This is a genomic window from Rahnella sp. PCH160, from assembly GCF_047784855.1.
Classification (GTDB): Bacteria; Pseudomonadota; Gammaproteobacteria; order Enterobacterales; family Enterobacteriaceae; genus Rahnella.
Genome location: NZ_JBLOGT010000001.1, coordinates 157,199 through 179,223, shown reverse-complemented (window position 1 = coordinate 179,223; position 22,025 = coordinate 157,199). Strand labels below are relative to the sequence as shown.

17 protein-coding genes are annotated in these 22,025 nt (G+C 55.1%); 12 read left to right on the top strand and 5 right to left on the bottom strand.

The genetic code is table 11. The features are described 5' to 3' along the window. The first annotated feature begins 108 nt into the window (after positions 1-108). The 4 genes from fhuA (at position 109) to fhuB (ending at position 6,106) form a co-directional block, all read left to right on the top strand. Complete coding sequence (gene fhuA, locus ACM5QY_RS00835; protein ID WP_416118829.1) at positions 109-2,325, top strand: ferrichrome porin FhuA; 2,217 nt, start codon at positions 109-111, stop codon at positions 2,323-2,325. 79 nt (positions 2,326-2,404) lie between these two features. After that, positions 2,405-3,217, top strand: a complete 813-nt coding sequence (fhuC, locus tag ACM5QY_RS00830) for a Fe3+-hydroxamate ABC transporter ATP-binding protein FhuC (RefSeq protein WP_416118828.1) — start codon at positions 2,405-2,407, stop codon at positions 3,215-3,217. A gap of 1 nt (position 3,218) precedes the next feature. Continuing rightward, the gene (fhuD, locus tag ACM5QY_RS00825; RefSeq protein WP_416118827.1) at positions 3,219-4,121 is read left to right on the top strand and encodes a Fe(3+)-hydroxamate ABC transporter substrate-binding protein FhuD; all 903 of its coding nucleotides are present in this window, start codon (positions 3,219-3,221) and stop codon (positions 4,119-4,121) included. Then, positions 4,118-6,106, top strand: coding sequence for a Fe(3+)-hydroxamate ABC transporter permease FhuB (fhuB, locus tag ACM5QY_RS00820; protein ID WP_416118826.1), 1,989 nt, complete (start codon positions 4,118-4,120; stop codon positions 6,104-6,106). Before fhuD ends, fhuB begins: the two co-directional genes overlap by 4 nt. 113 nt (positions 6,107-6,219) lie before the next feature. Here fhuB and hemL read toward each other — a convergent pair whose 3' ends face one another. Then, a complete protein-coding gene (gene hemL / locus ACM5QY_RS00815; protein WP_416118825.1) occupies positions 6,220-7,500 on the bottom strand; it encodes a glutamate-1-semialdehyde 2,1-aminomutase in 1,281 nt (426 codons plus the stop codon). A 186-nt stretch (positions 7,501-7,686) separates the two neighbouring features. On the opposite strand from hemL, the gene clcA reads away from it, so the two are divergent. Both clcA and erpA read left to right on the top strand, forming a co-directional pair. Continuing rightward, positions 7,687-9,150, top strand: coding sequence for a H(+)/Cl(-) exchange transporter ClcA (clcA, locus tag ACM5QY_RS00810; RefSeq protein ID WP_416118824.1), 1,464 nt, complete (start codon positions 7,687-7,689; stop codon positions 9,148-9,150). Positions 9,151-9,238: 88 nt separating this feature from the next. After that, complete coding sequence (erpA, locus tag ACM5QY_RS00805; RefSeq protein ID WP_369825840.1) at positions 9,239-9,598, top strand: iron-sulfur cluster insertion protein ErpA; 360 nt, start codon at positions 9,239-9,241, stop codon at positions 9,596-9,598. 222 nt (positions 9,599-9,820) lie between these two features. On the opposite strand, the gene ACM5QY_RS00800 is transcribed toward erpA, so the two are convergent. The 3 genes from ACM5QY_RS00800 to mtnN form a co-directional block, all read right to left on the bottom strand. Next, positions 9,821-10,066 carry a hypothetical protein gene (locus ACM5QY_RS00800; RefSeq protein WP_416118823.1) on the bottom strand — a complete coding sequence of 82 codons (246 nt, stop codon included), beginning with the start codon at positions 10,064-10,066 and terminating at the stop codon, positions 9,821-9,823. Between the two features lie 341 nt (positions 10,067-10,407). Continuing rightward, the gene (gene btuF, locus ACM5QY_RS00795; RefSeq protein ID WP_416122793.1) at positions 10,408-11,220 is read right to left on the bottom strand and encodes a vitamin B12 ABC transporter substrate-binding protein BtuF; all 813 of its coding nucleotides are present in this window, start codon (positions 11,218-11,220) and stop codon (positions 10,408-10,410) included. Next, complete coding sequence (gene mtnN, locus ACM5QY_RS00790) at positions 11,220-11,924, bottom strand: 5'-methylthioadenosine/S-adenosylhomocysteine nucleosidase (RefSeq protein WP_416118822.1); 705 nt, start codon at positions 11,922-11,924, stop codon at positions 11,220-11,222. Before mtnN ends, btuF begins: the two co-directional genes overlap by 1 nt. 183 nt (positions 11,925-12,107) lie before the next feature. Here mtnN and dgt point away from each other — a divergent pair, with 183 nt between their 5' ends. The 6 genes from dgt to gudD all read left to right on the top strand — a co-directional run bounded on the left by dgt (position 12,108) and on the right by gudD (position 21,031). Then, a complete protein-coding gene (gene dgt, locus ACM5QY_RS00785; RefSeq protein ID WP_416118821.1) occupies positions 12,108-13,622 on the top strand; it encodes a dGTPase in 1,515 nt (504 codons plus the stop codon). A 208-nt stretch (positions 13,623-13,830) separates the two neighbouring features. After that, a complete protein-coding gene (degP, locus tag ACM5QY_RS00780; protein WP_416118820.1) occupies positions 13,831-15,270 on the top strand; it encodes a serine endoprotease DegP in 1,440 nt (479 codons plus the stop codon). A 215-nt stretch (positions 15,271-15,485) separates the two neighbouring features. Continuing rightward, the gene (locus ACM5QY_RS00775; protein WP_416118819.1) at positions 15,486-16,646 is read left to right on the top strand and encodes a CdaR family transcriptional regulator; all 1,161 of its coding nucleotides are present in this window, start codon (positions 15,486-15,488) and stop codon (positions 16,644-16,646) included. A gap of 304 nt (positions 16,647-16,950) precedes the next feature. After that, on the top strand, positions 16,951-18,327 hold the full coding sequence (locus tag ACM5QY_RS00770; protein WP_416118818.1) for an MFS transporter: 1,377 nt from the start codon (positions 16,951-16,953) through the stop codon (positions 18,325-18,327). Next, the gene (locus tag ACM5QY_RS00765) at positions 18,324-19,664 is read left to right on the top strand and encodes an enolase C-terminal domain-like protein (protein WP_416118817.1); all 1,341 of its coding nucleotides are present in this window, start codon (positions 18,324-18,326) and stop codon (positions 19,662-19,664) included. Before ACM5QY_RS00770 ends, ACM5QY_RS00765 begins: the two co-directional genes overlap by 4 nt. A gap of 29 nt (positions 19,665-19,693) precedes the next feature. Continuing rightward, positions 19,694-21,031, top strand: a complete 1,338-nt coding sequence (gudD, locus tag ACM5QY_RS00760; RefSeq protein ID WP_416118816.1) for a glucarate dehydratase — start codon at positions 19,694-19,696, stop codon at positions 21,029-21,031. 92 nt (positions 21,032-21,123) lie between these two features. On the opposite strand, the gene ACM5QY_RS00755 is transcribed toward gudD, so the two are convergent. Next, the gene (locus ACM5QY_RS00755; protein WP_416118815.1) at positions 21,124-21,942 is read right to left on the bottom strand and encodes a shikimate 5-dehydrogenase; all 819 of its coding nucleotides are present in this window, start codon (positions 21,940-21,942) and stop codon (positions 21,124-21,126) included. Positions 21,943-22,025 lie beyond the last annotated feature (83 nt).

The window sequence follows — 22,025 nt, the reverse complement described above, 5'->3', positions numbered from 1 at the left end:
ATCTTTGACTCAAATAGGCTTGCAGAGCTCCGCGCAATGCGCATATTATGCGACGGTCATAATAATAATTATCGTTTACATTCCCATTACCACTCCAGAGATAACGCAATGGCTTCTCAATGCACGCTTTCAACCTCAGTCCAAAAAGGCGCATTTAAGCGTCGGACGCTCGCGTTAACCATCACCGCAGTTCTGAGCTCCACCGCGTTTTACGCAGGTGCAGCAACCACAGCGTCTGCGAAAGAAGATACGATTAACGTCACCAGTTCAACGTCTGCGCAAGCCGGGCAGGAATCGGCGTGGGGCCCTGCGGCAACTATTGCGGCAAAGCACAGCGCGACCGGCACCAAAACCGATACGCCACTGGTGAAAACCCCGCAGTCTATTTCTGTGGTCACCCGCGAAGAGATGGACATGAAACAGCCGGCTTCCGTGAAAGAAGCGCTGGGATACACGCCGGGTGTCTTCGCCAGCCGTGGCAGTTCATCCACGTATGACGCGATCGCGATCCGTGGTTTCACTTCTGTGAACACCAACCAGTATCTCGATGGCATCAAACTTCAGGGTGATAACTATTCTGAAGTGTCGATGGATCCGTACATGCTTGAGCGCGTTGAAGTGCTGCGTGGCCCGTCTTCTGTCCTGTACGGAAAAAGTAATCCGGGCGGCGTCGTCAGCATGGTCAGCAAGCGTCCAACCACTGAACCGCTTAAAGAAGTGCAGTTCAAAATGGGTACGGATAACCTGTTCCAGACGGGCTTTGATTTCAGCGATGCCATCGATGATGCTGGCGTCTATTCTTATCGCCTGACCGGCGTGGCGCGTAGCCAGGACAGCCAGCAGGAGATGTCGAAAGAAAAACGTTACAGCATCGCGCCATCTTTCACCTGGCGTCCTGACGATAAAACGAATTTCACCTTCCTGAGCAACTTCCAGAACGATCCGGATGCCGGTTTCTATGGCTGGTTGCCGCGTGAAGGCACCGTTGTGCCTTATTACGATGCCAACGGGAAAGCGCACAAGCTTTCAACCGACTTCAACGAAGGCGAGCAAAGCAACAAGATGTCCCGTAACCAGAAAATGGTCGGTTACAGCTTCGAACACGGCTTTAACGATACGTGGACCGTTCGCCAGAACCTGCGTTACACCAAGCTGGATACTGAGTACAAAAGCGTTTACGGCACCGGTTACGTTTCTAACGGCGTGATGAGCCGCGCGTATGTTCAGTCAAAAGAGAAACTGGCTAACTTCGATGTGGATACTCAGGCGCAGGCTAAATTTGCTACCGCTGATGTCGATCACACCCTGCTGATGGGCGTGGATTACATGCGTATGCGTAATGACATCGATGCCGATTACGGCAGCGCCAGCAATCTGAATATGAGCAACCCGCAGTACGGCAACAGCAATGTCTCGCTGTACTTCCCGTATGAAGTCCTGAATCGTCAGGAACAAACCGGGCTGTACGCGCAGGATCAGGCGGAATGGAACCAGTGGATCCTGACCCTCGGCGGCCGTTACGACTTCGCGAAAACCTCAACGCTTACCCGTTCGAGCAATACGACTGCGGAGATCAATGACGAACAGTTTACGTGGCGCGGTGGTCTGAACTACCTGTTTGATAACGGGATTTCACCTTACTTCAGCTACAGCGAGTCCTTCGAGCCGACTGCCGGTTCCAGCAAACAAGGCCAGCCGTTCGATCCTTCGATGGGCAAGCAGTATGAAGCCGGGATCAAATACATCCCGAACGATCGTCCGATCAGCCTCACCGCTGCGGTTTATCAGCTGACCAAAGACAAAAACCTGACAGCGGATCCGACGGACAGCGCATTCAGCCTGCAGTCCGGTGAAATTCGTTCGCGGGGTGTTGAGCTTGAAGCGAAGGCTGCGGTCACCGCTAACATCAACATGACGGCGTCTTACACCTACACGGATGCGAAATACACGCATGACACCGCGTATGAAGGCAAACGTCCTGCTGAAGTGCCGGCCAACATGGCGTCACTGTGGGCTGATTACACCTTCCACGAAACGGCGCTCAGCGGGCTGACTGTTGGATCTGGTGTGCGTTACTTTGGTTCAAGCTCCAGCTTCTACACGACAACGGATAAAAATAACCAGACCTTCAACGTGGCCGGTTATACGCTGGTTGACGCTACCGTGAAATACGATCTGGCCCGCTTCGGTATGCCGGGCTCTTCCGTGGGCGTGAACGTCAATAACCTGCTGGATCGTGAGTACGTTGCAAGTTGCTACCGCGATTACGCCTGTTACTGGGGTTCGGATCGTCAGGTTGTCGCAACAGCAACCTTCCGTTTCTAAAAGTTTTAAGAAGTTAAATCCGGGCACGCTGGTCGTGCCCGTTTCCTGTTCACTTCCAGACGTCAACGTAGAAAATCCTATGCCTGATAACAACGTCCACCCATCTTCATCGCTGCCTGACAGCGTCTTTCGCCTGCAAGATGTCAGCTTTTCAGTGCCGGGGCGAACGTTGCTCGCACCGCTGTCGCTGACCTTCCCGCAAGGGAAAGTGTGCGGGCTGATTGGCCATAACGGCTCTGGGAAATCGACGTTGTTAAAAATGCTGGGACGACATCAACCGGCGACGTCCGGGACGATTTACCTGAATGAAACGCCTCTCACCCAATGGGACAGCAAAGCGTTTGCGCGTCAGGTGGCGTATCTGCCGCAGCAACTTCCGGCCGCAGAAGGCATGACGGTGCAGGAACTGGTGGCGATTGGCCGCTATCCGTGGCACGGCGCACTGGGGCGTTTCAAACATCAGGACAAAGAAAAAGTCGAAGAAGCGATTACGCTGGTGGGCCTGAAACCGTTCGCCCGGCGTCTGGTCGACAGCCTCTCCGGCGGCGAGCGTCAGCGCGCGTGGCTGGCGATGATGGTCGCACAGGACAGCCGCTGTCTGCTGCTCGACGAACCGACGTCTGCGCTGGATATCGCGCATCAGAAAGACGTGCTGGCGCTGATCCAGCGTCTGAGCCGTGAGAAAGGCTTAACCGTGATCGTGGTATTGCATGATCTGAATATGGCAGCGCGTTATTGCGATGAGCTGATGGCATTGCGCGGCGGCGAGATGATCGTGCAGGGCGCGCCAGAAGCCATGATGCGCGGTGACGTTCTCGAACAAATTTACGGTATTCCGATGGGCATTCTTCCGCATCCTGCGGGCGGTGCGCCGGTAAGCTTTGTTTACTGATATGTCTGATATTCAACATTATTCAGGGCTGACGCGCCGTCGCCTTTTACAGATGATGGCGCTGTCCCCGTTACTGACTTCCCTGCCAGCGCTGTCTGCCTCGCGCCCCGATTTGGGCCGCATTGTGACCCTCGAATGGCTGCCGACCGAACTGCTGATTGCGCTCGGTGTAATGCCGCTGGCGATTGCCGATATCCCCAATTACAACCTGTGGGTGGTGGAACCGCCGCTGGCGCCCGGCGTCATTGATGTCGGCCAGCGCACCGAGCCCAACATGGAGCTTATCCAGCAACTGAAACCGTCTTTGTTGCTGATAACCGAAGGTTATGGCCCGGACACCAAACAGCTGGAAACCATCGCGCCGGTGCTGGGCGTCAAAGCCAATGACGGCAGCGCGAAACCGATGCAACTGGCGATCAAATCGCTGCATAAACTGGCGGATACGCTCGGTTTGCAGGATCGCGCCGGACAACATTTGCAGGTTTATAACGACACGATTGTGAAAACGCGTGAGCTGATGAAACCGGTGGCGCAACAGCCGGTGCTGCTGATGACCTTTATCGATCCGCGCCACGTTCTGGTGTTTGGTCAGGGCAGCATGTTCCATGAAATTATGGGCGATGTCGGGCTGACCAATGCGTGGGGCGGCGAAGGCAGTTTCTGGGGCAGCGTGTCAGTGGGCGTTGAACGCCTGACCCGCATTAAAAATGCCCGCGTGCTGTGCTTTGATCATGGCAGCGCCGACATCATGGACGCGGTCGCCAAAACGCCGCTGTGGAAATCGATGCCTTTCGTCCGTTCAAATCAGTTCAGCGTTGTGCCCGCCGTCTGGTTCTACGGCGCAACGTTCAGCGCCATGCATTTTTGTAAAATCCTGAACAGCACACTGGGGAAACCGGTATGAACCGCCGCTCACTCTGCGTTTCGCTGATCCTTATTTTGGTTCTGGCGCTGGCGGCCGGTGCGCTCAGCCTCTACAACCTGCATCAGCAATTGCCTTATCACTTATGGCGCGGTGCGCTCTGGCAGCCGGATATCGACGATGTTCAGCAGATGCTTTTCCACTACAGCTCGCTGCCGCGTATCGCCGTCGCGCTGCTGGCCGGTGCCGGTCTGGGGCTGGTCGGTTTGTTGTTCCAGCAGGTATTACGCAACCCGTTAGCTGAACCGGCGACGCTGGGCGTTTCGGCGGGCGCGCAGCTCGGCCTGACGATCGCCACTCTCTGGGCGCTGCCGGGCGGTATGATCACGCAGCAGTTTGCCGCGATGACTGGCGCGGTGGTGATCGGCGGGCTGGTCTTCGGGATCGCCTGGGGCAAACGCATGTCGCCCGTGACGCTGATTCTGGCCGGTCTGGTGCTCGGTCTGTATTGCGGCGCGGTGAATGGCCTGATCGGCATCTTCAACTATCAGGGGCTGCAAAGCCTGTATATGTGGAGCAGCGGTTCTCTGACGCAGCAGGACTGGGATGTTGCGACGTTTTTACTGCCGCGTGTGATTATCGTCTGGCTGCTGGCGTTTCTGTTGCAGCGTCCGATGACGTTGCTCGGGCTGGATGACGGCGTCGCGAAAAACCTCGGTCTGGGGTTATCGGCAGCGCGTCTGGCGGTGCTGGCACTGGCGATTCTGATGAGTGCGCAGCTGGTCAACGCCGTCGGGATCATCGGTTTTATCGGCCTGTTTGCGCCGCTTCTGGCGAAAATGCTGGGCGCACGTCGTCTGACCGCGCGTCTGGTGATGGCTCCGCTGATTGGCGCATTGCTGCTGTGGCTCACCGATCAGGTGATGCAGTACGTGACACAAATCTGGATGGAAATCCCGACCGGTGCCGCGACTGCGTTAGTCGGTGCGCCGCTGCTGCTGTGGCTGCTGCCGCGTCTGCGTAACAGCATGACGCCGCCGCCGATGAATCAGGGCGACAATGTGCCCAATGAACGTCACCATCTGGTGCGCTGGGTTGCGCTGGCTTTGCTGGTGCTGATCGCCGGGCTGGTGGTGGCGCTGATGGCCGGGCGCAATGCGACAGGCTGGAACTGGGCGACGGGCGCAGATTTACAGGCGCTGCTGCCGTGGCGTTTACCGCGCGTACTGGCGGCGCTGGCGGCAGGGATTATGCTGGCCTCTTCCGGCGTGCTGATTCAGAAACTGACCGGCAACGCGATGGCGAGCCCGGAAGTGCTGGGGATCAGCTCCGGTGCGGCGACCGGCGTCGTGGTGATGATGTTTATCGTTCCCGGCGATGCGTTTGTTTGGTTGCTGCCTGCGGGCAGTGCCGGCGCGGCATTAACGTTGCTGGTGATTATGGTCGCCTCCGGCCTGCGCAGTTTCTCCGCGGAACGGATGTTGCTGACCGGTATTGCGCTGAGTACCGCCTTCACCACGCTGATGACGCTGCTGCTGGCCAGCGGTGATCCGCGTATGGGCGGGTTGCTGACCTGGCTTTCCGGTTCGACCTATTCAGTGACTGCGCCGGTGGCGTGGCGAACGCTGGCGCTGGCTGCGCTGCTGATGGCTATCGTGCCACTCTGCCGCCGCTGGATAAATATCTTGCCGCTCGGCAGCGTGACTGCGAAATCCGTCGGCCTGGCGCTGACGCCAACGCGCATGGCTATTCTGCTGCTGGCCGCCGTGATGACGGCTGCCGCAACGCTGACCGTCGGGCCGCTGAGTTTTGTCGGGCTGATGGCACCGCATATGGCGCGCATGATGGGATTCCGCCGCGCCGTTCCGCAGTGGATGGTGGCGAGTATTCTCGGCGGCCTGCTGATGGTCTTCGCGGACTGGTGTGGCCGAATGGTGATCTTCCCGAACCAGATCCCAGCCGGTTTGCTCGCAACCTTTATCGGCGCGCCTTACTTTATCTATCTTCTGAGAAAACAGGCGAGTTAGTTCTCCCGCCCCTGCGAAGGGGGAGGCCAGGAGGGGGTTTAGCAAACAACTTTTGAGTTGCCATTAATACCCTACCCCAACCCTCCCCTTCGCAGGGGAGGGAGCCTATCTGATTACAATTTAGCGAAACAACGGCGCGCGGCGTCGATGGTGCGCTGAATGTCTTCCTGCGTGTGGGCCAGAGACATGAAGCCCGCTTCGAACGCGGAAGGTGCCAGATAAATGCCTTCTTCCAGCATCATGTGGAAGAATTTCTTGAAACGCTCAACGTCGCATTTCATCACGTCCTGATAGCCGGTGACGGTTTTGGCATCGGTGAAGAACAGGCCAAACATGCCGCCGACGTGGTTTACCACAAACGGGATGTTTTCTTTTTCTGCGGCTTCCAGCAAACCTTCTGCCAGTTGCGTGGTACGTTCGGTCAGGGTCTGATGAACGCCCGGCTGGGCTACCTGCGTCAGGCAGGCAATACCGGCGGCCATCGCAATCGGGTTACCGGAAAGCGTCCCCGCCTGATACACCGGACCGGTTGGTGCCAGCGCTTCCATCACGTCACGGCGTCCACCAAATGCGCCCACCGGCATACCGCCGCCGATGATTTTGCCCAGACAGGTCAGGTCAGGCACAACGTCGTAGTAATCCTGAGCGCCGCCCAGCGCGACGCGGAAACCGGTCATCACTTCGTCGATAATCAGCAGTGCCCCGAACTCGTCACAAATCGCACGCAGGCCCGGCAGGAATTCCGGCAGTGGCGGCACGCAGTTCATATTGCCCGCGACCGGCTCCACGATGATGCAGGCGATATCGTCCGGGAACTCTTCAAACGCCGCACGGACAGACTCCAGATCGTTATAGGTGCAGGTCAGGGTATGTTTGGCGAAATCAGCAGGCACGCCCGGCGAGTTGGGCTGGCCAAGGGTCAGCGCGCCGGAACCGGCTTTCACCAGCAGGCAGTCGGCGTGGCCGTGATAGCAGCCTTCGAATTTGACGATTTTATCGCGGTGCGTGAAGCCGCGAGCCAGACGAATGGCGCTCATGGTCGCTTCGGTACCGGAGTTCACCATGCGAACCATGTCCATGCTGGGCACAAGTTCAGTAACCAGTTCGGCCATTTTGACTTCCATTTCGGTCGGTGCGCCAAAGCTCAGGCCGCGTTGTGCTGCTTCAATAACCGCGTTGCGGATTTCCGCGTTGTTATGGCCGAGCACCATCGGGCCCCACGAGCCGACATAGTCAATGTAGGCTTTGCCATCGACATCAAACAGGAACGCGCCATCTGCGCGCGCAATGAATAAGGGGACGCCGCCGACGCAGGAGAAGGCACGTACCGGCGAGTTAACACCGCCCGGAATTAGCGCTTGCGCCTGCGTGAACAGACTTTCTGACTTACTCATTATTCGGCTCCTGAATTGCTGGGTTCTGTATGTAATAAGAATGTTGTTGCGCCCATTCTAGTGAACTGGGCGGCGTTATCAAACCGTAAACCGTGCGGCATATTGTTGCAGATCCTGTCAGACGGGCGTTTTGTATGATTAAATCCATCAATCTTTCCTAACTCTTTCCGAATAATCTTTCACGCAATGAATGAATCAGACTCTGAACATTTAGATAATCCTCGCCTGCGCGGTCCCCGTAAACGCAGTGAAGTGCTGCGTCTTTTCCTGCGTCGCGACAAAACGCCGCTGACGATTTTAATGGTCGCGGCGGTCGTTGGTACCGTCGCCGGGCTGCTCGGCGTGGCGTTCGAAAAAGCGGTGAACGGGGTGATGCACCTGCGCCTCTCGGGGCTGGGTTTTTTCAGTGATTACGCGATCCTGCTGTGGCCGCTGACCTTTGTGGTTTCCGCCGCGCTGGCGATGTTTGGCTATTACCTGGTAAAGCGTTTTGCCCCGGAAGCGGGCGGTTCCGGCATTCCTGAAATTGAAGGCGCGCTGGAAGAATTACGGCCGGTTCGATGGTGGCGCGTTATCCCGGTAAAATTTTTGGGCGGGATGGGCACACTCGGCGCGGGCATGGTGTTGGGCAGGGAAGGGCCGACCGTGCAGATGGGCGCAAACGTCGGGAAAATGATGGTGGATATTTTCCGGCTGCGCAGCGCCGAAGCGCGCCATTCTTTGCTGGCAACCGGCGCGGCGGCGGGGCTTTCGGCGGCCTTTAACGCTCCGCTGGCGGGGATCCTGTTTATTCTCGAAGAGATGCGCCTGCAATTTCGCTACAGCCTGATTTCCATTAAAGCGGTGTTTATCGGCGTGATTATGTCGAGCATTGTCTTCCGCATTTTCAACGGCGACGGCGCGGTGATTGAAGTCGGGAAACTGGCGAGCGCACCGCTCAATACGCTGTGGCTTTATCTGGTGTTAGGTATGGTGTTTGGCGTGGTGGGCGTCAGTTTTAATGCGCTGATTTTCCGCACGCAGGATATGTTCGCGCGAATTCATGGTGGTAATCTGAAGAAAATCCTGATTATCGGCGGCGTGCTGGGCGGTTTCTGCGGAATGATCGGGCTGGTTCAGCCGGAAGCGGCAGGCGGCGGTTTCGCGCTGATCCCGCTGGCGGCGGCGGGGAAATACAGCCTGCTGATGCTGCTGTTTATCTTTGTTGTGCGCGTGGCGACCACGCTGTTGTGCTTTGCCTCCGGCGCGCCGGGCGGGATTTTCGCGCCGATGTTAGCGCTCGGTACCTTACTGGGAACGGCGTTTGGCACCGCTGCACTGTACTTCTTCCCGCAATACGGTATTCAGCCCGCGACCTTTGCGATTGCCGGAATGGGCGCGTTATTTGCGGGCAGCGTGCGTGCGCCGCTCACCGGGATTGTGCTGGTGCTGGAAATGACCGATAACTATCAGCTGATTTTACCGATGATTATCACCTGCCTGGGCGCAACGCTGCTGGCGCAATTTTTGGGTGGCAAGCCCTTGTATTCCGCCATTCTGACCCGCACCCTGCAAAGGCAGGAACGTGAAAATGCCGAAAAAGCGGAAGCCGAATCTGAGACGAAAGGCACCAATAGTCAGGACAGCGCGACCAAAACACCCCATACTTGAAGCATTAACTCAGGTATAAGATAATGAGTACATTATTCAGACAGTCAATCCGGCGGCCTGAACAAATGCGGATTGGGAGCGAGAGATTATGAGCGAAGCATTGTTGAATGAAACTGCTGCGTTGCCGTTACAGTTTACTGAAAACGCAGCGAAGAAGGTGAAGAACCTGATTTCTGATGAAGAAAACCCGAACCTGAAACTGCGTGTTTATATCACCGGTGGCGGTTGCAGTGGTTTCCAGTATGGTTTTACCTTTGATGACAAAATCAACGACGGCGACATGACCATTGAGAAATCAGGCGTGGCGCTGGTGGTCGATCCGATGAGCCTGCAATATCTGGTGGGCGGCTCCGTGGATTACACCGAAGGTCTGGAAGGGTCACGTTTTGTGGTGACGAATCCAAACGCGAAGACGACATGCGGTTGCGGCTCTTCTTTCAGTATCTGATTACCCTTCATCCTTCAAGCCGCCTCTGCGTTGGCTGCCTTTACTCACCCCGGTCACTTACTCATGTAAGCTCCCGGGGATTCGTTCAGTTGCCGCCTTGATGCAACATGAATGATTTTGGGTATACAAGGACTGAACAAAAAAAAGCCCGTTTGCGGATGCAGACGGGCTTTTTTAATGGTTGATGGCGGACGCTGAGGTAAGTAAGCATTCACATGCAATTTACCATTCCACCGTCACCAGCCTGGAGTCGGTGCGGATGCCCGGCACCGAAGCGAGCATCATTTCGCTGATGTGTGGCTGCATCATCGCGCGGCTGGCACAGGTAACGGACGTGCCGGAATGCGCCACATCGACTTTGCAGGTCGGTAAGATGGTCAGGCTGATATGGATATCACCACTTGTCATGCCTGCAACCGCGACCAGCGGGCTCAATGCCAGCAGCACGCTGAGTAAGAGTACTTTCATTAATATTTTTTCCTGCCGGTGTAATCACAATAAAATCAGCCTGGGCTGAAAAGGTTATCGGTAATGTTTTCGCGGCCTTCAATCCAAATTTCTTATGAATTGGATGCCAGTCATGCCTTTTAGTGACGTTATTTTTAACGTTCTGGCGTGACTTTTATTATTTCGTTTGTACAACAAAGAGATAACGTGAAAGCGGGGAAAATGCATGAACCGGATAATTCTACGACAGGCATGTTACCAGATGACAGTGCTGGATTCTTGATTTTGGTTAATAAAAGAACAATTCGGAAAAGTGCGATACCGCACAGATTTCGGCAGAAACGCATTTTGTTAGTAAGTATTCACCTTTGAGGCAAGGCAACAAGTTGAGGGCAGAGCTGTTGTGCGGCCAGCAAAATACGTGGCCCCGTGCGGCTGAACCAGTCCGGTTCGAGTGCGATAACCTGCGCGTTGAGCAGGGAATGCCAGTACCCTTCAATGATCGCTTTTTGCGATTTTCCCCCCGATATAACAATAACCTGTGGCTGACGGCTTAAAACCTGCTCCCGGCTGACCTGAGGCCACGGAACACGGCTGTCGGCGAAAACGTTTCTGGCGCCACAGACTTCCAGCACTTCACTTTGCATTGTCGCGGATGAAGCGGTAAAAAGCGGCTGAGTGCCGAACTGAATAAACGCCGGAACCGGTATTTCACGGTGATACTTCTGCTTCAGGGCCTGCCATTGCTGACGAAAATCACTGGCTGCCTGCCGGGCTTTTGCGGGTTCCGGGCTGTAGGTTGCCAGCTGTTCCAGCGCCTTTGCCACATCTTGTGCATTCTGCGGGTCGAGATAAATGACGTGGATGCCCAGAGACGTCAGCTGATCAAGCGGACGTTGCGGATTACCGCCGCGCCAGGCGAGCACCAGATCCGGTTTCAGCGTCACAATGCGTTCGACGTTCATTCCCTGCCAGTTTGCAACCTGCTCAAGCTTGCTGGCCTGGGGCGGGAAGTCGGAGTAAGCACTAACTCCGACCAGCTGATCGCCCATGCCCGCAGCAAACGCCAGTTCTGTCAGATTGGGCGCGAGGCTGATCACCCGCTGCGCCGGTGCCGCTGTCGCCACCAGAGGCAGCGACAGACAAATCAAAAAAAGACAGAACCGGCGCATGATCACGCTTCGGAAGCGGCCAGTGCTTTCAGCATGGCATCGACCATCAGCGTGGATTGCTGTGCAGCAACCACCAGGAACTCTTCGAAGCTCAGGTGAGATTCTGTGTCTGCGACGTCAGAAATGGCACGCACGACCACGAAAGGCGTGTCGAAAAGATGGCAAACATGGCCGACTGCGGCGGCTTCCATTTCCACGGCAGCGACGTTCGGGAAGGTGGCACGGATGCGGGCCAGAGGCGCTGCGCCGTTGATGAAAGCATCGCCACTGCAAATCAGGCCGCGTACTGCGTTCAAATCCAGTTCACGGATACAGGTTTCAGCCAGTTCGACCAAAAACGGAGCCGCGATGAAAGCCGCCGGGCAACCTGCCATCTGGCCCGGTTCATAACCAAATGCGGTGACATCCGCGTCGTGGTAGCGAACTTCGTCGGAAACCACGATATCGCCGACTTTCAGCGTTTTTGCCAGACCACCGGCAGAACCGGTGTTGATCACCACATCCGGGCGGCAATGTTCCAGCAGCAGCGTGGTGCCCATCGCGGCAGACACTTTACCGATGCCTGATTTCAGCAGCGCGACGTCCACGCCGTTCAGCTGGCCGGTATAGATTTCACAGCCAGCGCGTTCGATCGTCTGACGGTTGATGATTTTGTCGCGCAGCAGGGTCACTTCCTGCTCCATTGCGCCAATAATGCCTACTTTCATATGAATACTCGCAGATTGGGGTGAAATGAACCGCAGCAGGTGCGGAATTGACGGTTTAATAACGAAAACAATGTGCAATAGTCTATCATGGCTAAAGGGAAGAGATAATGCGTTTGGGCTTCGGGTTTTGTCAGGCAAAACACGTCTGGGCTGGACGCGTGAGTGGCTGAAAAGGTGGGAATCATGTCCGGGATCGATTTTAAAGCGAAATTCAATTTTCAGCGCCCGTTTAGCGCCCCGATTGAGGCGCGGGATGCGTACGACGTCGTCCGTCAGTTTGAGAGCGACCGCGGGCGTATTATCAATTCTGCCGCCATCCGCCGCCTGCAACAAAAAACACAAGTTTTTCCGCTGGAAAAAAACGCCGCCGTCCGCAGCCGCCTGACGCATTCCCTCGAAGTTCAGCAGGTGGGCCGCCACATTGCCAAAGAAATCCTGCATCGCCTCGACCGTCAGGGCAAACTCGACGTCTACGGGCTGAGCGATGTCACCGATCCGTTCGAAAGCGTGGTCGAAATGGCCTGTCTGATGCACGATATCGGTAACCCGCCGTTCGGGCATTTTGGCGAATCAGCAATCAACAACTGGTTCAAAAAGCGCCTGGATATCGAAAGTTGTGGTGAATCGCCACCGGAAACCGATTCCTGCCTGGTAGCCTGTTTACGACTGACGCCGGATGAGGCTGATCTGAATCATCTGCGCAGCAAAATCCGTTATGATCTCAGCAATTTTGAAGGCAACGCGCAGGCCATTCGCCTGGTGTTTACGTTGCTCAAACTTAACCTGACCTACAGCCAGACGGCGTGCATCCTGAAATATACCCGTCCGGCGTATTCGATGATCCGCTTGCCTTCGCACGATTACCTGATGAAAAAGCCAGGCTTTTATCTGGCGGAAGAGGCGTTTATTAAAGCGTTGCGCAGCCAGCTCGGGTTAGGAGAGTTCAACCGCTTTCCGCTGACCTACATTATGGAAGCGGCAGACGATATTTCTTATTGCATTGCTGATCTGGAAGATGCAGTCGAGAAAAACATTTTCAGCGTCGAAGAGCTCTATAAATATCTTTGCCGTGAATGGGGCGAGATCGAGAAAAACGACTTTTTCGATAAAGTGGTTCGCACCGCCTATGAAAAAATGGATAAAGCGAAGACATTCCGCAATCCGGTGGATTATTTCTTTATGGAGCTTCGTGTTCAGACGGTTAAACAGCTGGTGCCCCACGCTGCGCGCAGATTCATTGATAATATCGAAGAGGTTTATCAGGGGACCTTTAATCACGCGCTGCTCGAAGATGACAGCCAGGCGAACCGGTTGTTAGAAATTTATAAGTCGGTGGCGTTTAAACAGGTATTCAACCACCCTGAAGTCGAAGAGCTGGAATTACAGGGCTACCGGGTGATCAGCGGATTACTGGATATTTACAGCCCGTTGCTCGATATGCCCTTGTCTGATTTCAGCCAGTTAGTACAGGAAGACACGCACAGGAAATATCCTATAGAAACCCGTCTGTTGCATAAGATTTCTGCCAAACACCGTCTGGCGTATAACAATGCCGTCGTGGCGCTCGAAGGCGCAGGTGTTTCGGAATTTTCCGCGCAGGAGTTCTATTACCGGGCGAGAATGATTCAGGATTATATCAGCGGCATGACAGATCTCTACGCCTACGACGAATACCGTCGCCTGATGGCCGCTGAATAACACTCACTTACGTTACATCTTTATACGTCTTTTATTTTCTTTACGAATCTGTTTGAAAAAGCGTCTTTTGTAAATGCTGACAATACTTTTTTACTATTCACCGGATTTCCGTGATGAACTTCATGGTTTAAATATCATCTCAGTATCACTACAACACAGCAATGTGACTAATTTGGTTACCAACAATAATTTAAAGAGATCCTGAAAAATGAAAAAATCGACTTTATTCCTCAGCGCTTTAGCGTTAAGTATTGGTATGGCAATTGCCCCGGTTTCATCTGCTCTGGCGGCCGAAACCGCCTCTTCCAGCACCACACAGCTCCCAAGTCTGGCGCCGATGCTGGAAAAAGTGATGCCATCCGTGGTGAGTGTGAACGTTGAAGGCAGCGCGTCGGTGAAAACACCGCGCATGGGCCAGCAGTTCCAGCAATTCTTTGGCCAGAACTCTCCGCTGTGCCAGGACGGTTCGCCGTTCCAGGGCTCCCCGGTTTGTCAGGGCGGTGCTCAGGACGGCCAACCGGCTCCTGAACAGAAAGAAGATTTCCGCGCACTGGGCTCCGGCGTCATTATTGATGCAGATAAAGGCTATGTTGTGACCAACAACCACGTTGTTGATAACGCGACAAAAATCAGCGTACAGCTGAACGATGGCCGTAAATTCGATGCGAAAGTGATCGGTAAAGATCCACGTTCTGACATCGCGGTGATTCAGCTGCAAAATGCGAAAAACCTGACCGCGATTAAAATGGCCGATTCCGAGCAACTGCGCGTGGGTGATTACACCGTGGCTATCGGTAACCCGTATGGTTTAGGTGAAACAGTGACATCCGGTATTGTTTCTGCGCTGGGACGTTCCGGCCTGAACATCGAAAACTATGAAAACTTCATCCAGACGGATGCGGCGATCAACCGCGGTAACTCTGGTGGTGCGCTGGTTAACCTGAACGGTGAACTGATTGGTCTGAATACGGCGATCCTGGCACCGGACGGCGGCAACATCGGTATCGGTTTTGCGATCCCAAGTAACATGGTGAAAAACCTGTCCAAACAGATGATCGAATTTGGCCAGGTGAAACGTGGCGAACTGGGCATCATGGGGACCGAGCTGAACTCCGAGCTGGCGAAAGCGATGAAAGTTGACGCACAGCGCGGCGCATTCATCAGCCAGGTCATGCCGAAATCTGCCGCAGAGAAAGCGGGTATTAAAGCCGGTGACGTTATCCTGAGCATGAACGGTAAGCCAATCAGCAGCTTCGCGTCGTTCCGCGCGGATATCGGCACTATGCCAATCGGCACCAAAGTGACGCTGGGCCTGCTGCGTGACGGCAAGCCGGTGAACGTTGACGTGACCATTGAGCAAAGCACGCAGACGCCTAAAGTTGAATCCGGCAATATCTTCACCGGCATTGAAGGTGCTGAGCTGAGCAATGGCGTCGCGGGCGATCAGAAAGGCGTGAAAGTTGACGAAGTGAAACCGGGTTCAAAAGCCGCGAGCATTGGCCTGAAAAAAGGCGATGTGATCCTGGGTGTGAACCAGCAGAAAATCGCTAACTTAGGCGAGCTGCGTAAAATTCTGGATACCAAGCCGTCCGTACTGGCGCTGGATATTCAGCGTGGTGACTCTTCAATCTACCTGCTGGCGCAATAATCCACAGGCAGTTCTGCAAGGCACGCTCCGGCGTGCCTTTTTTATGTCTTTATCTTCCGATCCCCGCCTGCATTTTCTTGTGCATTTGCTTAAAAATGTGACCTTACACGCAACTTCAATAGGTGCTTTCGCTCTTTGGGCATTTGCATAATGTGTCGGGGTAAACCGCTGAGTATGCTGTTCTGACAACGATAAAACAGGCAAGGCAGGGGATCATGTCAGCGTATCAACTCGATGCAAAGCTGGCGCAACAAATTGTTGCCCGAACAATGCAAATCATTGATAGTAATGTGAATGTCATGGACGGACGGGGAAGAATTATTGGTAGCGGCGACGATCAGCGTCTTGGCGAATTGCATGAAGGTGCTTTGTTGTCGATTTCACAGGAACGTATTGTCGATATTGATGAAGGCGTTGCACGGCATTTGCACGGCGTACGTCCGGGGATCAACCTGCCGCTGCGTATTGACGGGCAGATTGTCGGCGTGGTTGGCCTGACGGGCAATCCGTCGCAGTTACGCCAGTACGGTGAGCTGGTCTGCATGACCGCAGAAATGATGCTTGAGCAGGCGCGTTTGTTACATATGCTTGCACAGGACAGCCGTTTGCGCGAAGAACTGGTGCTTAACCTGATTCGCGTGGACGAACTTTCTCCGGCATTAATGGAGTGGGCGCAGCGTCTGGGCATTGACCTGAATCGCCCGCGTGTGGCGGCGGTGGTCGAAGTCGACAGCGGTCAGCTGGGTGTGGATTCCGCGATGGCGGAGCTGCAACAGTTGCAAACCTTACTGACCACGCCGGAGCGCGATAACCTGATCGCCATTGTTTCGCTTACCGAAATGGTGGTGTTGAAACCTGCGCTTAACAGCTATGATCGCTGGGATCCGGACGGCCACCGGCAGCGGATCGATCACTTGCTTTCGCGCATGACCGAAACCGGTCGCCTGCGTGTGCGTATTTCCCTCGGTAACTTCTTCAGCGGCCCCGGCAGCATTGCCCGATCCTATCGCACCGCCCGAACTACCATGACTGTCGGCAAACAGCGCATGCCCGAACAGCGTTGTTATTTCTATCAGGATCTGATTTTGCCGGTACTGCTCGACAGCCTTCGCGGCGGCTGGCAGGCCGGTGAGCTGGTGCGGCCGCTGGCGCGTCTTAAAGCCACTGACGGCAACGGATTACTCCGTCGCACCCTGGCGTCCTGGTTCCATAATAATGTGCAACCGACGGCAACGTCTAAAGCGCTTTATATTCACCGTAATACGCTGGAATATCGTTTAAACCGTATTTCAGAATTAACCGGTCTGGATCTGGGTAATTTCGACGACCGCCTGTTGCTGTATGTGGCGCTTCAGTTAGATAACGATCAGATGTAATTAATGTGTCCGTCCTGAAAATATTTCGTCATTGGATATTTTCAGGAAAAAACTGCCGTCTTAAATAAACGTGACATCAGTCACAAGCCTTTCTCTTTTCGTGAACTGACTCGCAGGGTGCTGGGCATTCGCCTCAAGATAAATGCAAAGCGCTTTCCATGCTTGTCACTTTGCCTAATGAGTTGGATTCCGGTTGTTCTTATACTGGCATTCTTCCTTCCTCTCTGAACCCTACAGTTCTGCGGCTGGCTGGAACGACGTATATCTTTGGGTATTTGCATCACTATCAATTCCGGAGAACATCATGGAAACAATCGTTTCATCAGCCAGTGCCGTGAAAAAAAGAACAAATGCGCGCTACTGGATCGTGGTGATGTTATTTATAGTCACATCATTTAATTACGGCGACCGCGCGACGTTATCTATTGCCGGGTCGGCAATGGCAAAAGATATCGGTCTTGATTCTGTCGGGATGGGTTTTATATTTTCGGCATTCTCCTGGGCCTACGTTATCGGGCAAATACCCGGTGGCTGGTTACTGGATAAATTTGGTTCTAAAAAAGTCTACTTCTACAGTATTTTTATCTGGTCATTATTCACGTTGCTGCAAGGGTTCGTCGATATATTCAGCGGCTTCGGCATCGTGGTTTCCCTCTTTGTTTTACGTTTCCTGGTCGGGCTGGCTGAAGCACCTTCTTTTCCGGGTAACAGCCGGATCGTTGCGGCATGGTTCCCGGCACAGGAACGCGGCACCGCGGTCTCGATTTTTAACTCCGCGCAGTACTTCGCGACGGTTATTTTCGCCCCGATTATGGGCTGGCTGACCCACGCCGTAGGCTGGTCGCACGTATTCTTCTTCATGGGCGGTCTGGGGATCATCCTGAGTTTCATCTGGCTGAAAGTGATCCACGATCCGAAAGATCATCCGGGCGTCAATCAGGCCGAACTCGACTACATGGAAGCCGGCGGTGCGCTGATCAATATGGATCAGAAAGTCACTAAAAAGGCGAAAATCAAAGGTGAGAAAGCCTCACAGCTCAAACAGTTAATGAAATCCCGCATGATGATTGGCATCTACATCGGCCAGTACTGCATCAATGCGCTGACCTACTTCTTCATCACCTGGTTCCCGGTGTATCTGGTTCAGGCACGCGGCATGTCCATTCTTAAAGCAGGCATGGTGGCGTCGGTTCCGGCCATTTGCGGCTTCCTCGGCGGCGTGCTGGGCGGGATTATTTCCGACTGGCTGATGCGCAGAACCAACAACCTGACACTTTCCCGTAAAGCACCGATCGTTATCGGCATGTTGTTGTCGATGTCGATGATTGCCTGTAACTACGTCGATACCGAATGGATGGTCGTCGGGATCATGGCGTTCGCCTTCTTCGGCAAAGGGCTGGGCGCACTGGGCTGGGCCGTCATGGCCGATACCGCACCGAAAGAAATCAGCGGGCTGAGCGGCGGGTTGTTCAACATGTTCGGTAACGTTTCCGGCATCATCACCCCGATTGCGGTCGGCTACATTATCGGTACTACCGGTTCCTTTAATGGCGCACTGGTCTTCGTCGGCATCCACGCACTGCTCGCCGTCATCAGCTACGTCTTTATTGTTGGCAAAATTGAACGTATCCAGTTACGTCCTTACGGTTCCGCAAGCACTGTAAAAGGAGTATCACGATGAGTACGCAATCTTCCCCGGTCATCACTGACATGCAGGTTATTCCTGTGGCAGGGCACGACAGTATGTTGATGAATATCGGCGGGGCACACGGTGCGTTTTTCACCCGTAACATCGTTATTCTGACTGACAGCGCCGGGAACACCGGCGTGGGTGAAGCGCCGGGCGGCGAAGTGATTTACAACACGCTGGTGGACGCCATCGCACAGGTCAAAGGCCAGGAAGTGGCACGGATGAACCGGCTGGTGCATCAGATTCATGTGGGTAATCAGTCGTCGGATTTCGATTCGTTTGGTAAAGGGGCATGGACGTTTGAGTTGCGCGTGAATGCGGTGGCGGCGCTGGAAGCTGCGCTGCTGGATCTGATGGGCAAATTCCTCGGCGTGCCGGTGTGCGAGCTGCTCGGGCCGGGCAAACAGCGCGATGAAGTGACGGTGCTCGGTTATCTCTTCTATATCGGCGACCGGCAGAAAACAGATTTGCCGTATCAGGAGGGGGCGCGCGGCGTTCACGACTGGTATCACCTGCGTCATCAGAAAGCCATGAACAGCGACGCGGTGGTGGAACTGGCGGAAGCTGCGCAAGATCGCTACGGGTTTAAAGATTTCAAACTCAAAGGCGGTGTATTGCCGGGCGAGCAGGAAATCGACGCGGTGAAAGCGCTGGCAAAACGCTTCCCGGATGCGCGGATTACCGTCGATCCAAACGGCGCGTGGCTGCTCGATGAAGCGATTGATTTGTGTAAAAACCTGCACGGGATCCTCAGCTATGCGGAAGATCCGTGCGGCGCGGAACAGGGCTTTTCAGGCCGCGAAGTGATGGCCGAATTCCGCCGCGCCACCGGTTTGCCGGTCGCCACCAACATGATCGCGACCAACTGGCGCGAGATGCAGCACGCCGTGATGTTGCAGTCCGTCGATATTCCGCTGGCGGATCCGCATTTCTGGACCATGCACGGTGCGGTGCGGGTGGCGCAACTGTGTGATGAATGGGGCCTGACCTGGGGCTGCCATTCCAATAACCATTTCGACATTTCTCTGGCGATGTTCACCCATGTCGGCGCGGCCGTGCCGGGTAAACCGACGGCGATTGATACGCACTGGATCTGGCAGGAAGGCAATCAGCGCCTGACCAAAGAGCCGCTGCAAATCGTCAACGGGAAAATCAAAGTGCCTGACAAACCGGGCTTAGGGATCGAGATCGACAGGGATCAGATCCACCGCGCCCATGAGCTGTACAAAAAATTGCCGACCGGTGCGCGCAACGATGCCGTCGCGATGCAGTACCTGATCCCCGGCTGGAAATTCGATCGCAAGCGCCCGGCGATGGGCCGCCGATAACGGAATCCGAATTCACTCAGGAGTTAGCTATGACCTCTTCATCTACACCAAAAATTGTTTCCATGCAGGTGATCCCGGTGGCCGGGCACGACAGCATGTTGCTCAACCTCAGCGGTGCGCATGCACCGTTTTTCACCCGTAACATCCTGATCCTCAAGGACAGCAGCGGGAATACCGGCGTGGGCGAAGTGCCGGGCGGCGAGAAAATCCGCCAGACGCTGGATGATGCTGCGTTACTGGTGATCGGCAAAACGCTGGGCGAATACAAAAACGTCATGACCGCCGTCCGCGAAAAATTTGCCGACCGCGATGCTTCCGGTCGCGGGCTGCAAACCTTCGATTTACGCACAACGATCCACGTTGTCACCGCGATTGAAGCGGCGATGCTGGATTTGCTCGGTAAACATCTGGGCGTGACGGTGGCGTCCCTGCTTGGCGACGGTCAGCAGCGCGATGAAGTTGAAATGCTCGGTTATCTGTTCTATATCGGCGACCGTAACAAAACCTCGCTCGGCTACCAGAGCCAGCCAGGCGAGAGCTGCGACTGGTATCGCCTGCGCCATGAAGAAGCCCTGACGCCCGCTGCCGTCGTGCGTCTGGCTGAAGCCGCGTATGAAAAATACGGCTTCAATGATTTCAAACTGAAAGGCGGCGTGCTGGCGGGCAGCGAAGAAGCCGAAGCCGTGACCGCGCTGGCGCAGCGTTTCCCGCAGGCGCGCATCACACTGGATCCGAACGGTGCCTGGTCGCTCAATGAAGCCATCGCGCTCGGCAAACAGCTGCGCGGCGTGCTGGCCTATGCGGAAGATCCGTGTGGCGCAGAGCAGGGCTTCTCGGGGCGTGAAGTCATGGCGGAATTCCGTCAGGCGACCGGTTTACCGACCGCAACGAATATGATCGCCACCGACTGGCGTCAGATGGGCCATACCATCCAGCTGAAATCCGTGGATATTCCGCTGGCGGATCCGCATTTCTGGACGATGCAGGGCTCGGTGCGCGTGGCGCAGATGTGCCACGAATGGGGCCTGACCTGGGGTTCTCATTCCAATAACCACTTTGATATCTCGCTGGCGATGTTTACGCAGGTTGCCGCTGCCGCGCCGGGCAAAATTACCGCCATCGACACGCACTGGATCTGGCAGGAAGGCAATCAGCGCCTGACCAAAGAACCACTGCAAATCAAAGGCGGCAAAGTGCGCGTGCCGGAACAACCGGGTCTGGGCGTTGAGCTGGATATGGATCAGGTGATGAAAGCTCACGAACTCTACAAAGGGATGGGGCTGGGCGCGCGCGATGATGCGCAGGGAATGCAGTTCCTGGTGCCGGACTGGAAGTTTGATCCGAAGAAACCGTGTCTGGTTCGATAGCTTTTTGATTTAAAAAAATTGGTGCAGTAATGACCACCGCCCTGACGTTGCCGTCAGGGCTTTTTTGTTTTTACGTCAGTCGATTACAACCATCAACCCCGCGCATACTCCGCCGCCGCTTCGGTCAGTTCATCCGACGGGCGTTCGCCGGTGTACAGCACGAACTGTTCGACGGCTTGCAGCGCGGCGACTTCTGCGCCGGTGATGACTTTTTTGCCATGCTCACGGCCGTAGCGGATCAGCGGCGTTTCGACTGGCAGGGCGACGACGTCGAAGACGATGCTGGCGCGGTCGATGACCTCTGGCGCAAAGGCCAGCGAATCCACTTCCGGGCCACCCTCCATGCCGATTGGCGTGACGTTCACCACCATATCGACGGCCAAATCACCGACGTCGGCTTTCCATTGGTAGCCGTATTCTTCTGCCAGTGCGCGGCCATTGGCTTCGTTGCGCGCAATGATATAACCGGTTTTGAAACCGGCGTCTCGGATGGCGGCGACCACCGCTTTGCCCATTCCGCCGCTGCCGCGCAGCGCAAATACCGCATCGCGCGGCACTTTATGGCTGTCGAGCAGTTTGGCGACGGCAATGTAGTCGGTGTTGTAGGCGCGCAGGAAACCGTCGTCATTGACGATGGTATTCACGGACTGAATGGCGGTTGCGGAAGGATCCAGTTCGTCGAGGAACGGAATGCAGGCTTCCTTGAACGGCATGGAGACCGCGCAGCCACGGATCCCCAACGCGCGAACGCCTTTGACGGCGGCCTCGATATCCTGAGTGGTGAACGCCTTGTAGACGAAATTCAGGTCTAACGCCTGATAAAGGTAGTTATGAAAACGGGTACCGAAATTTCCCGGACGACCGGAAAGGGACATGCAAAGCTGCGTGTCTTTGTTGATTTCCCGACTCATGATGCTCTCCTGATAGGGTAGGTTTGGCTTAGGTAAACCTTAGCTGAAACGATACAACCCTACAATCATCGTCTGCCTCCGCC